9 protein-coding genes are annotated in these 12592 nt (G+C 68.4%); 5 read left to right on the top strand and 4 right to left on the bottom strand.

Going from position 1 to position 12592, the window contains the following annotated elements; genetic code table 11:
* Nucleotides 1–18: 18 nt before the first annotated feature.
* Together cysN and cysD are read right to left on the bottom strand one after the other, a co-directional pair.
* The gene (cysN, locus tag E1H18_RS07375; RefSeq protein ID WP_172265453.1) at nucleotides 19–1926 is read right to left on the bottom strand and encodes a sulfate adenylyltransferase subunit CysN; all 1908 of its coding nucleotides are present in this window, start codon (nucleotides 1924–1926) and stop codon (nucleotides 19–21) included.
* Complete coding sequence (gene cysD, locus E1H18_RS07370; RefSeq protein ID WP_172265450.1) at nucleotides 1926–2882, bottom strand: sulfate adenylyltransferase subunit CysD; 957 nt, start codon at nucleotides 2880–2882, stop codon at nucleotides 1926–1928. The genes cysN and cysD overlap by 1 nt, the downstream gene beginning before the upstream one ends.
* 183 nt (nucleotides 2883–3065) lie before the next feature.
* On the opposite strand from cysD, the gene E1H18_RS07365 reads away from it, so the two are divergent.
* The 3 genes from E1H18_RS07365 (at nucleotide 3066) to E1H18_RS07355 (ending at nucleotide 6722) form a co-directional block, all read left to right on the top strand.
* Entirely contained in the window at nucleotides 3066–3278 is a 213-nt protein-coding gene (locus tag E1H18_RS07365) for a hypothetical protein (RefSeq protein ID WP_172265447.1), read from the top strand.
* A gap of 153 nt (nucleotides 3279–3431) precedes the next feature.
* Nucleotides 3432–6161: a polar localization protein TipN gene (locus E1H18_RS07360; protein ID WP_172265444.1), complete on the top strand. Its 2730-nt coding sequence runs from the start codon at nucleotides 3432–3434 to the stop codon at nucleotides 6159–6161.
* Nucleotides 6162–6722 (top strand): sugar transferase, encoded by a 561-nt coding sequence (locus E1H18_RS07355; RefSeq protein ID WP_172265441.1) that lies wholly within the window; start codon nucleotides 6162–6164, stop codon nucleotides 6720–6722.
* 108 nt (nucleotides 6723–6830) lie between these two features.
* Here E1H18_RS07355 and E1H18_RS07350 read toward each other — a convergent pair whose 3' ends face one another.
* Nucleotides 6831–8273, bottom strand: a complete 1443-nt coding sequence (locus E1H18_RS07350) for a mannitol dehydrogenase family protein (RefSeq protein WP_172265439.1) — start codon at nucleotides 8271–8273, stop codon at nucleotides 6831–6833.
* A complete protein-coding gene (locus E1H18_RS07345; RefSeq protein ID WP_172265436.1) occupies nucleotides 8270–9778 on the bottom strand; it encodes a UxaA family hydrolase in 1509 nt (502 codons plus the stop codon). The genes E1H18_RS07350 and E1H18_RS07345 overlap by 4 nt, the downstream gene beginning before the upstream one ends.
* Nucleotides 9779–9937: 159 nt before the next feature.
* Between E1H18_RS07345 and E1H18_RS07340 the strand changes: the two genes are divergently transcribed.
* Nucleotides 9938–11026 (top strand): substrate-binding domain-containing protein, encoded by a 1089-nt coding sequence (locus E1H18_RS07340; protein ID WP_172265433.1) that lies wholly within the window; start codon nucleotides 9938–9940, stop codon nucleotides 11024–11026.
* Nucleotides 11027–11131: 105 nt separating this feature from the next.
* On the top strand, nucleotides 11132–12589 hold the full coding sequence (gene uxaC, locus E1H18_RS07335; protein ID WP_172265430.1) for a glucuronate isomerase: 1458 nt from the start codon (nucleotides 11132–11134) through the stop codon (nucleotides 12587–12589).
* Nucleotides 12590–12592: the final 3 nt, after the last annotated feature.

Below are 12592 nucleotides of genomic sequence, written 5' to 3'. Positions count from 1 at the left end.
GATGAGCGAAGAAGGAGATCAGATGTCGTAGTCGATCTCGCGGCCTTCCAGCCACGCGACGATCTGCTCGGCCGCCTCCACGGGATCGATCGCGGTGGTGTCGATGCGCAGTTCGGGCGTCTCGGGCGCCTCATAAGGGCTGTCGATGCCGGTGAAGTTCTTCAAGTCGCCAGCGCGGGCCTTCTTGTAGAGGCCTTTTACGTCGCGGGCTTCGGCGACGGCCAGCGGCGTGTCGACGAAGACCTCGATGAACTCGCCGTCGTCCAGAAGGTCGCGGGCCAGCTGGCGTTCGGCGCGGAACGGCGAGATGAAGGCGGTCAGCACGATCAGCCCGGCGTCGACCATCAGCTTGGCCACCTCAGCGACCCGGCGGATGTTCTCGACGCGGTCCTCCTCGGTGAAGCCCAGGTCCTTGTTCAGGCCGTGGCGGACATTGTCGCCGTCCAGCAGATAGGTGTGGCGGCCGAGAGCGTGCAGGCGCTTTTCCACCAGGTTGGCGATGGTCGACTTGCCGGCGCCCGACAGGCCGGTCAGCCAGACCACCTGGCCGCGCTGGCGCTTGAGGGCGGCGCGCGAGGCCTTGCTGATGTCGGTGTGCTGCCAGTGGACGTTCTCGGCTCGGCGCAGGGCGAAGTTCAGTAGGCCCGCGCCGACGGTGCGATTGCTGAGGCGATCGACCAGGATGAAGCCGCCCATGGCGCGGTTGTCGGCATAGGCCTCGAACGGGATGGCCTGGTCCAGCGAGAGGTTGCAGACCCCGATCTCGTTGAGCTCCAGGCGCTTGGCGGCCGTCTTCTCCAGCGTGTTGACGTTCACGCGGTGTTTGATGTCGGTGACGCTGGCGCCGACCGTTCGGGCCCCCAGCTTCAGCAGATAGGTGCGACCGGGCGGCAGGGGCTCGTCGTCCATCCAGACGACGGTGGCCTCGAACTGATTGGCGACTGGCGCCGGCGCGTCGGCGGCGGCGATGACGTCGCCGCGCGAGATGTCGATCTCGTCTTCCAGGGTCAGGGTCACCGACTGACCGGCGACGGCCTGGTCGAGATCGCCCGGCAGGGTGACGATGCGGGCCACCCGGCTCTCGCGGCCCGAGGGCAGGGCGCGGATGCGGTCGCCCGGCTTGATCGAGCCCGAGGCGATCAGGCCCGAGAAGCCGCGGAAGTCCAGGTTCGGGCGATTGACCCACTGCACCGGCATGCGGAAGGGCTTGGACTGCAGGTCGTCCTCGACCTCCACGCCCTCCAGCCAGTCCATCAGGATCGGGCCCTTGAACCAGGGCGTCTCTTCGCTGCGGCTGGCGATGTTGTCGCCGCCCAGGCCCGAGATCGGGATTGGGGTGAAGACGGTAAGGCCGATCTGCTCGGCGAAGGCGCGGTAGTCGGCGACGATCTGGTCGAACACGGCCGGGTTCCAGCCGACCAGGTCCATTTTGTTCACCGCCAGCACCACGTGGCGGATGCCCAGCAGGGACACGAGATAGCTGTGGCGACGGGTCTGGGTCAGCACGCCCTTGCGGGCGTCGATCAGGATCACGGCCGCGTCGGCGGTCGAGGCGCCGGTGACCATGTTGCGGGTGTACTGCTCGTGGCCGGGGGTGTCGGCGACGATGAACTTGCGCTTCTCGGTCGAGAAGAAGCGGTAGGCGACGTCGATGGTGATGCCTTGCTCGCGTTCGGCGGCCAGACCATCGACCAGCAGGGCGAAGTCGATCGCGCCGCCCTGCGTGCCGACCCGCTTGGAGTCGGCCTCGAGGGCCGCCATCTGGTCCTCGAAGATCATCTTGCTGTCGTACAGCAGGCGACCGATCAGGGTGGACTTGCCGTCGTCGACGCTGCCGCAGGTGATGAAGCGCAGCAGCGACTTGTGCTGGTGCTGGTGCAGATAGGCGTCGATGTCTTCTGCGATCAGGGCGGACTGGTGAGCCATCAGAAGTAGCCTTCCTGCTTCTTCTTCTCCATCGAGGCGGACTGGTCGTGGTCGATGACCCGGCCCTGGCGCTCGCTGGTCGTGGTCAGCAGCATTTCCTGGATGACCTGGGGGAGGGTGGCGGCGGTGCTCTCGACCGCGCCGGTCAGCGGGTAGCAGCCCAGGGTGCGGAAACGGACGCTCTTCAGCTGCGGGACCTCGCCCTCGCGCAGGCGGAAGCGGTCGTCGTCGACCATGATCAGCGCGCCGTCGCGCTCGACCACCGGCCGCTCGGCCGCGAAGTACAGCGGCACGATCGGGATGTTCTCCAGATGGATGTATTGCCAGACGTCCAGCTCGGTCCAGTTCGAGATCGGGAAGACGCGCAGGCTCTCACCGGGGTGCTTGCGGGTGTTGTAGAGGTTCCACAACTCGGGCCGCTGGTTCTTCGGGTCCCAGCGGTGCTCGGACGAGCGGAACGAGAAAACCCGCTCCTTGGCGCGGCTTTTCTCCTCGTCGCGGCGGGCGCCGCCGAAGGCCGCGTCGAAGCCGTACTTGGACAGGGCCTGCTTGAGGCCTTCGGTCTTCCACAGATCGGTGTGCAGGGCGCTGCCGTGGTCGAACGGATTGACGCCGCGGGCCTCGGCGTCGGGGTTCTTGTGGACCAGCAGGTCGAAGCCCAGCTCGGACGCCACCTTGTCGCGCAGGGCGTACATGTCCCGGAACTTCCAGGTCGTGTCGACGTGCAGCAGCGGGAAGGGCGGCTTGCTGGGGTAGAAGGCCTTGGCGGCCAGGTGCAGCATCACCGCGCTGTCCTTGCCGATCGAGTACAGCATGACCGGGCGTTCGCACTCAGCCGCCACTTCCCGCAGGATGTGGATGCTCTCGGCCTCCAGGCGCTGGAGGTGCGTCAGCCGGGCGGGCGAGAGCGCCGTCAGGTCCGGCGTCATAGCGGGGGCGAATTGGGTCAGGGCCATACTCTGCGACCTAGGCCCGGCCGTCGGACGGGACAACGCGGGAATTCTGAGGGCGCTGTCAGTTGACTTGGCGCCACAGGGGAGAGGCTTCGACGTTCATGACCAAATGTTCATGCACGCTTGTTGCGATAGTCTTGCATAACGTCGCTATCGTTTCACGCGGTTGTCTCCTGGGACGGGGTGATGAGTTTCCTGGCCGAAATGCTGGCTGCGGCGGTCGTCTGGCTGTCCTCTTTCGCGCTGTGCCAGTTCGGCGTGGCGGTCGAGACGCGTGCGCGCCCCGAGGCGGCTCAATCGCAGGGCGCCAAGACCGTCGCCCGCTCCCCACGCGACGCGCTGTCCAAGCTGTCCCCCATCGCCGCGACCGCGCCTGCCACGCCCCAGTGCGAGGCCTGAAGCGCGGCTCAACCGCCGCGACGTGTGCGAACACAACCAAAGCCGCTTTCCGACAAGGCTTTTCGCCGTTAGGTTCATGCGACACGCGAAGGAGGGGCCGGCGCGTGCGGTTGTTCCTGCGCCCCTCGCGACGTCCTGGGATCGTGGCTGTGTATGAAGCCTAAGAAGCGCCAACCATTCGATTTTTCCGCGACGCCGACGGAGACGCCTCGCGAAGAGACCCTGGCGGCCGAGGTGAAGGCTGCTGAAGTCGAGGCCGTCGAACCCCCGGCCGTGCCTGATTTCCCCGAGACGACCTCGTTTGCGGAGCCGGAAGCGGAGCTTCCCAGCGCCGAGCCCCTGACGCTGCGCGACACCGTGGGCGACGACCTGGACGTGCCGCCGCCGTCGACCGTGCGCTCGCGCCGTCGCCGCGAACCCAAGTCCGAAGCTTTCAAGACCTTCGCCGAGCCCGATCTGAAGCCGGCGACCTCGCTGGCCGCCAGCGCCCAGCCGCCGGCGCCGATCGTCGAGCCCGACGTCCCGACCCCAGCTCCGAGCCGTGACACCTCGCTGGACCTGCGCGGCCCCATGGCCGAGGCCCCGACGCCGCTGGTGGCCGAGAAGGCCCCGCGCCGCATGTCGGGCGTGCTGTTCTGGACTCTGGCCACCGCCGTGGCTGCTCTGTGGGCCCTGGCTCCGATCGCTTTCGCCCTGGGTTACGCCCGCGGCGTGCCCGCCTTCCGGGTCGAAGGCTTCGCCCTGATGGTCTTCGCCGGTCTGGCCATCGGGCCGGCCCTGCTGACCCTGCTCGGCGCCTATCTGCTGCGCCAGGCCAACGGCATTTCGGACGAGCTGCGTCGCACCCGCACTCTGACCGACCGCATTGTCACCCCAGCCGCCCTGGCTGCTGTCGGCGCCTCCAGCGCCGTCGACGCCATGCGCCAGGGCGTGGACGAGGCCGCCGCCGCCGCCGAACGCGCCCGCGAGCACATCATCTCGCTGCGTCAGGCCCTGGCCGAAGAGACTGCCCGTCTCGCCGAGGCCGCCGCCGACTCCGCCAAGACCGCCAACCAGCTGGCCCAGGGTCTGGGTCACGAACGCACCGCCATGGAAAGCCTGTCGCACTCGCTGGACGCGCGCTCCACGGCGGTGGTCGATGCGATCGGCAGCCAGGCCCGCATGGTGGCCGAGGCCTCCGATCTGGCCGAGACCCAGCTGCGTGAAGCTGAGGCGGCCCTGGCCGCCCGCGCCGCCGATCTCGCCGCCGCCGCCGCCGAAGCTTCGGACGCCGCTCGCGTCGGGGCCGAGGACCTGTCGCGTCAGATCGCGCGCCTTGAGACCGCCGGCCACGGCGTCGGCGACCAGATCTCGTCGGTCGAGAAGAGCCTTGCCGCCCAGCGCGCTGCGCTGGTCGAAGCCAGCCAGGCTCTGCGCTCGGAGCAGGAGGACTTCGCCTCCGAGGCCGAGACCCGCACCGCTCAGCTGACCGAATTCGTCGCCTACACCCGCGTCGGGGCCACCGAGCTGTCGGATAGCGCCGCCATGGGCGCGGAAATCCTGCGCGGCCTGATCGGCGCCGCCGCCGAGCAGTTCCGCGAGATGGTCGACGGCGCCCGCAACCAGCGCGATGGCCTGAACGACGAGGTCAAGAAGACGCTCGAGGCCATCGGCGACGTCGCCGAGAACCAGCGCAACCTGCTGGAAGACGAGCTGAAGGCGGCCATGGAAGCCATGGCCGAGGCAGCTCTGAAGGCCAGCGAAGGCGTCGAGGCCCGCGTCGAGGCCGCTCGCAGCCGCGTCGACCAACTGAACGAGATCGCCTTTGCCGCTGGCCAGAAGGCTGATGCGGTATTCGAATCCCGCATGGAAGAGGCGCGCGACATCATCGAGCACTCGGCTCAGATGGTCGAGCAGGCCGGGGCGCGCACCTCGCAGAAGCTGCAGGACTCGGTGCAGTCGGCGCGCGGCACGCTGGACGAGCTGGAAGGCATGCTGGCCGAGATCGGCAAGCGCACCGCCGACCTGCCGGCCGAAGCCCTGCAAAAAGCCGCCGAGGTTCGCGTGGCCATCGAGCAGGGCGTCGAGCAGCTGATGAACGCCGTGCGTCGCACCGCCGAGGAGACGGCTGCGATCGACCAGGCGTTCCAGGAACGCGTGCGCCGCAACTACGAGATGCTGAGCGAGGCGGCCGGCGCCGTCACCGCCTCGACCAATTCGACCATGGCCGCCCGCGCCGCCTCGCCGATCGCGCCGCCGCGTCGGGCTGCGCCTACGCCGCCGCCCGTCGCGTTCCAACCGCCGGCCCCTCAGCCGACGCAACCGCTGCCGATGGCCGAGTTTGACGACGAGGACGAGCCGCCGGCCGACAACCGTCGCCGCCTGCGTCTGACGCCGACCGCGACCGACGAGGAGTTCCGCTCGGTGTTCGAGCAGGCCCAGACCCGCAAGCAGGCCCCGCCGCTGCCCTCCGCCGAACCGGAAGGCGAGGGCGGCTGGAGCTGGCGCAACCTGCTGGCCGGCATCGAGAACAGCTCGCCGGGCGACACGGCCCTTGGCGAGAAGCTGGCGAGCGAAATCACCGCCATGGGCATCGACCCGCACGCCCTGCTGCCACGCGGCCGGATCGACGAGATCGCCGCCGCCCTGCAGACCCGCGACGCGTCCGGCGCTCGCGAGGTGGTCAAACGTTTGGCGCCCGCCGCCATCCGCCGTCTGGTGCGTCGCCTGTTCTCGGACGCCACGCTGAAGAGCAACACAGAGCGCTTCCTGGCCCGCTATGCCGGCATGATCGACGAAGCGGCCGGCCAGGATCGCGAGGGCTTCCTGCTCGCGGCGCTGCTGTCATCGGACGCCGGCCGGGCCTATCTGTTGCTCGACGCGGCCAGCGGCGACCTGCGCTAGGTGAAGCGCCTGTTCGATTTCGCCGCGGCGGCGGCCGGCCTCTTCGTGCTGGCTGTCCCGCTGGCGGTGCTGTGGCTGCTGGTGCGCCTGACCTCGCCGGGGCCGGGGCTCTATTGGTCGCAGCGGGTCGGCAAGGGCTCGGCGCTGTTTCCGATGCCCAAGTTCCGGACCATGCGCATCGACACGCCCGAGGTCGCCACGCACCTCCTGGAAGACCCCGACCGCTGGCTGACGCCGCTGGGGCCGCTAATGCGCAAGCTCAGCCTGGATGAGCTGCCGCAGCTGTGGAGCGTACTGGTCGGCCATATGAGCCTGGTCGGGCCGCGGCCCGCGCTGTTCAACCAGGACGATCTGATCGCGGCGCGCAAGGCCGCCGGCGTCGACGTGCTGCGGCCCGGCGTCACCGGCTGGGCTCAGATCAATGGCCGGGACGAGCTGGCCATCCCCGACAAGGTAGCCCTGGACGCGGAGTACCTGCGCCGCCACTCGTTCCGGTTTGATCTGGAAATCCTGGTCAGCACCGTAGTGCCGGTGCTGACGGCGCGTGGGGTTACGCGCTAGCGGAGCCGTCCTCGCCCTTCGACAAGCTCAGGGTGAGGACTAATTTAGACGCCGCAGTAGAAACCTCACCCTGAGCTTGTCGAAGGGCGAGGTTTCGGTACCGCAGAGTTATGCCAGGTCCGCGTAGGCCTTCTCGATCGCTTCCACGAACGTCGGGTTGCTCGTCAGCTTGGCCGGGAACACGCTATCCAGCGCCAGGAACGCCGCCACATCGGCCTTCGCGTCGCCGGTCGCAGCCGCGCCGATTTCCGTCAGCTTGGCGGCCAGCGGGTCGGTGATGGCTTCGCCGGCCTTGGCGCGCAGGGCGATGAAGCGCATCCAGGCCGCCAGCGGGATGGCCAGGCGCTCGATCGAGCGGCCGGCGTCCAGGGTTTCCGTCAGCGTGCCCAGCACCCGGAAGGGCAGCTTGGCCGAGCCGTCCCAGGCGATCTGCGACAGCAGGTGGCGGATCTCCGGATTGCGGAAGCGGGCGATGATGGCGTCGGCATATTCGGCCAGATCCAGGCCGCGGGGCGGGGTCAGGGTCGGGATGATATCCTTGGCCATCAGCTCGCGACCCAGGGCTTCCAGGGCCGGATCGCTGACCGCCTCGAACACGGTCTCATGGCCGCGCAGGATGCCGGCATAGGCCAGGGTCGAGTGGACGCCGTTCAGCAGGCGCAGCTTGGCGCGTTCGAAGCCGCGCACGTCGTCGGTCAGGATGACGCCGACGCTGGCCAGGTCCGGCGCATCGGCCGGCAGCACGTCCTCGACCACCCACTGGGTGAAGGCTTCGCGCTGGATCGGCCAGGCGTCTTCCAGGCCCGTCGCCGTCTGGACGCGGGCTCGCAGGGCGTCGTCGGTGGCCGGGGTGATGCTGTCGACCATGGTGCGCGGGAAGCTGCCCTCGGCGTCGATCCAGGCGGCCAGGTCGGCGTCCTGCTTGGCGGCGAACGCGACGACGGCCGACTTCAGGCGCCAGCCGTTGTCGGCGAGGTTGTCGCAGGCCACGACGGCATAGGGCGCGAGACCGGCGGCGTGACGACGGCGCAGGCCCTCGACCAGATAGCCGACGGCGCTGACCGGCTCGCGCGGGTTGGCCAGGTCGTGGACGATGTCGGGATGGCTCTCGTCCAGCCCGCCCTCGGCCGACAGGGTGTAGCCCTTCTCGGTCACGGTCAGGGTGACGATGCGGGTGGTCGGGGCGGCGAGGCGCGCGAAGACCGACGGCGGATCTTCCGGCGCGACCAGCACTTCACGGATGGCGCCGACCACGCGGAAGGTGGTCTCGGCGTCCAGCTGGGCCAGGGTGTAGAGGCCGTCCTGCGGGGCCAGGGCGTCGCGGACGCCAGGGCTCTTCAGCGAGACGGCGCAGATCCCCCAGCGCGGGTCCGTGGCCAGCAGCTGGTCGAAATAGAACGCCTGGTGGGCGCGGTGGAAGGCGCCGGGACCGAAGTGGACGACGCCGATCTGGACCTTGTCGCGGTCATAGGCCGGCAGGGCGACGCCGGGCAGGGCGGCGGGATAGCTGACGGTATTGAGACGCAGCGGCTTCGAAAGGGTGTCAGTCACAGGGTAACGCCTTGCTTCCAGATAGCGATTTCACGTTCGCCGTTCAGTTCGGCCTTGGTGGCCTTGCCCGAGGCGGTGTCGACGACGAGGTCCATCAGACGGTCGGCCGCGTCGTCCATCGACACGCCCGCCAGCACCTGGCCGGCGTCGAAGTCGATCCAACCCGGCTTGCGCTGGGCCAGGCCCGAGTTCGAGGCGATCTTCAGGGTCGGGGCGGGGAAGCCCAGCGGCGTGCCGCGGCCAGTGGTGAACAGGATGACCGTAGCGCCGGCCGCCGTCAGGGCGGTGGACGACACCGCATCGTTGCCGGGCGCTTCCAGGAAGGTCAGTCCGTGCGGGCCGACACGCTGGCCGTAGCGCAGCACCTCGACCAGCTGGGCCCGGCCGCCCTTCTGCACCGCGCCGAGGGACTTTTCTTCCAGCGTGGTGATGCCGCCGGCGATGTTGCCTGGCGAGGGGTTCTCGTAGATCGGCTGATTGTTGTCGATGAAGTAGCGCTTGAAGTCGTCGATCACCGCGACGGCCTGGTCGAAGATCTCGCGGGTCGCGGCGCGCTGCAGCAGGACGTTCTCGGCCCCGAACACCTCGGGGATTTCGGTCAGGACGGGGGTGCCGCCGGCGTCGGCGACCTTGTCGGCGATGCGGCCGACCAACGGATTGGCGGTGACGCCCGAGAAGCCGTCCGAGCCGCCGCACTTCAGGCCCACGACCAGTTCCGAGACCGGGATCGGCTCGCGGCGGTCCTTCTCGGCGATCTCGACCAGGGCCTCGATGGCGGCCAGGCCGTCTTCCAGCTCGTCCTCGACCATCTGGGTGGTGAAGCTCTTCAGGCGCTCGCCGTCGATGTCGGGCGCGGACTCCAGCAGGGCCTTCAGCTGGTTGTTCTCGCAGCCCAGGCCCAGGATCAGCACGCCGCCGGCGTTGGGGTGGGCGGCCAGGCCGGCGATCAGCGAGCGGGTGTGGATCAGGTCGTCGCCCAGCTGCGAGCAGCCGAACGGATGCGGGAAGGCGAAGATGCCGTCGACGCGGCCGGCAAAACGCTGGTTGGCCTTCTCGGCGATGCGACGGGCGGTGTTGGCGACGCAGCCGACGGTGCAGAGGACCCAGATCTCGTTGCGGGTGCCGGCGCGGCCGTTCTTGCGGCGGAAGCCGTCGAAGGTGCGGGCGGCGGGTTCGGCGTGGGGTTCCGGCGCGGACGGGGTGAAGGCGTAGCCCTCGACGCCGTCCAGGCGGGTGGCGACATTATGGACGTGGACATGGTCGCCGACGGCGATGTCGGCGGTCGCCCGGCCGATCGGCCAGCCGTACTTCAGCACGTCGTCGCCGGCCGCGGCGGCGCGGATCGCGATCTTGTGGCCCTTGGGCACGTCGGCGCGGGCGGTGATCGTCTCGCCGTGCAGGTCCAACGCTTCGCCGGCAGCGATGTCGCGAAGGGCCGTGGCGACATGATCGCGCGGGTCCACCGGGTGAATTGATTCGGGCTGAGCCAGGGTCGTTTCAGTCATGGGAAGGGTCGTCGCCGCGTTCAGGATCGCAAAAAGACTTGTATGATGACATGGTAACCGGTGTCACCGATGCCAAGAGCGAACGTTTCTGCCTAGGTTGGCGACGTCCGCGCGGCTAGAGTATGACAAAAGAAAACGAACAAAGCTGCTGGAAACGCCGTGACCGCTTCGAAGACGCCGTCCTCGCCACCCGATGAGCTGACCCCGGGGGATGGGGAGAGCGGCCTGGAAGGCGGTCGTCGCAGAGCGACCATCAACGACATCGCCCGACTGGCCGGCGTCTCCAAGAAGACCGTCTCCCGCGTCATCAACCAGTCGCCGTTCGTCCGTGACGAGACCCGCGAGCGCATCGAGGCGGTGATCGCCGAGTGGGGCTATGCCCCCGACCCCCAGGCCCGCGGCCTGGCGTTCCGCCGCTCGTTCCTGATCGGCATGATCTACGACAACCCCAACCCGCAATACGTCGTAAACATGCAGCTGGGCCTGCTGGACGGCATGCGCGGCTCGGGCTTCGAGCTGGTCGTCCACCCGTGCAACCGCGCCAGCCCGACCTTCCTGGCCGACGTTCGCTCGTTCGTGGAGCGCCAGAAGCTGTTCGGCGTCGTCCTGCCGCCGTCGGTCTCGGAGGACGATCGCGTGGCCAAGCTGCTGACCGAGATCGGTTGCTCGTACATCCGCATCGCCTCGGTCGAGCTGGACAAGCCCGAGCACATGATCGTCGGTCATGACCGCCTGGGCGCTTACCAGGCTGCGCGGCACATCATTGATCTGGGCCACAAGAACATCGCCTTCATCTCGGGTCCCGACACCTTCCGGTCGTCGCACGAGCGGCGAGGGGGCTTCGATGACGGCCTGGCGGAAAGCGGCCTGAAGCTGACCGAGAAGGATATCGTCCAGGGCGCCTACACCTTCGAGTCCGGGATGGCTTGCGGCGACGCGCTGCTGGCCCGGACGCCGCGTCCGACTGCGATCTTCTGCGGCAACGATGAAATGGCCGCCGGCGTGCTGCAGTCGGCCCGCAAGGCCGGTCTGTCCGTCCCCGCGGACCTGACCGTCGTCGGCTTCGATGACTTCCAGATCGCCCAAGCCGTCTGGCCGCCGTTGACCACGATCCACACCCCGACCCGCGAGATCGGCAAGATGGCCGCCGAGAAGCTGATCGGCGTCGAGCGCCGCGAGCCGCGCGACATGACCAAGACCGAACCGACCCTGGTGGTGCGCGAGTCCTCCGGCCCGGTTCCGGGCTGACCACGCGCAACCTCCGGCGGGTTGCATCGAAACATGACACCGGTTACCAAGCTGGCACAAGCGGCCAACCGCGAAGCCGGTTAGATAGGGAGCAGACGTAACGCCATGCCCAGGCCTCTGAATTTCCACGACGATCGGCTTTTCCCGGCGGACGCCAAGACGCGCTCCTACGCGCAGGGTCTGTACGCGCTGGTCAAGGACCTGCCGATCATCAGCCCGCACGGCCACACCGATCCCAGCTGGTTCGCGACCAACGAGCCGTTCCAGGACGCCACCGACCTGCTGCTGGCGCCGGACCACTATCTGTACCGCATGCTGTACAGCCAGGGCATCAGCCTGGACGCGCTGAAGGTGCGGTCCAAGGCTGGCATCCCGGAGACCGATCCGCGCGCGGCCTGGAAGCTGTTCGCCGACAACTTCTATCTCTTCCGCGGCACGCCCTCGTGGATCTGGCTGAACCACGTATTCTCCAAGGTGTTCGGCTTCACCGAATTCCTCGAAGCCTCGAACGCCGACGACTATTTCGACCGCATCAACGAGGCCCTGGCTTCGGAAGCGTTCCGTCCGCGCGCCCTGTTCGACCGCTTCAACATCGAGACCCTGGCCACCACCGAAGGCCCGCATGAGGTGCTCAAGCACCACCAGGCCATCCGCGAAAGCGGCTGGGGCGGCCACGTGGTGACGGCCTATCGTCCCGACGCCGTCATCGACTTCGAGGACGAGCGCTCGCCGCGTTCGTTCGAGCGCTTCGCCGAGGTGTCCGGCAAGGACGTCTACAGCTGGAAGCAATATCTCGAGGCCCACCGTCTGCGCCGCCAGGCCTTCATTGAGGCCGGCGCGACGTCGTCGGACCACGGCCACCCCACCGCCGCGACCGCCGATCTGTCGGACGTCGAGGCCGAGGCCCTGTTCCAGAGCCTGGTGAAGGGCGACATCACGCCCGAGAAGGCCGAGCTGTTCCGCGCCCAGATGCTGACGGAAATGGCCAAGATGAGCCTGGACGACGGGCTGGTCATGCAGATCCACCCCGGCTCGCACCGCAACCACAACGCCGGCCTGCTGGCGTCGCACGGTCGCGACAAGGGCGCCGACATCCCGACCCGCACCGAATATGTCTCGGCGCTGAAGCCGCTGCTGGGCCGCCTGGGCAATGACCCGCGCCTGTCGGTGATCCTGTTCACCCTGGACGAGACTGTCTACAGCCGCGAACTGGCTCCGCTGGCCGGCCACTATCCGGTGCTGAAGCTGGGTCCGTCCTGGTGGTTCCATGACAGCCCGGAAGGCATGATGCGCTTCCGCGAGCAGGTCACGGAAACCGCCGGCTTCTACAACACCGTGGGCTTCAACGACGACACTCGCGCGTTCCTGTCGATCCCGGCTCGTCACGACGTCGCCCGTCGCGTCGACTCCTCGTTCCTGGGCCGCATGGTCGCCGAGCACCGTATGGACCTGGTCGAGGCCGAGGAGCTGATCGTCGATCTGACGTACAACCTGCCTAAGAAGGCCTACAAGCTTGATCAACGCCCCGCCTGGGCGCGTCCGGCCAAGCTGGCTGCCGAGTAAGAA

The sequence above is a fragment of the Caulobacter sp. RHG1 genome, assembly GCF_013181195.1.
Lineage (GTDB): Bacteria > Pseudomonadota > Alphaproteobacteria > Caulobacterales > Caulobacteraceae > Caulobacter.
The sequence above is the reverse complement of the archived record's forward strand: the minus strand, read 5'-3'. Positions and strand labels throughout refer to the sequence as shown.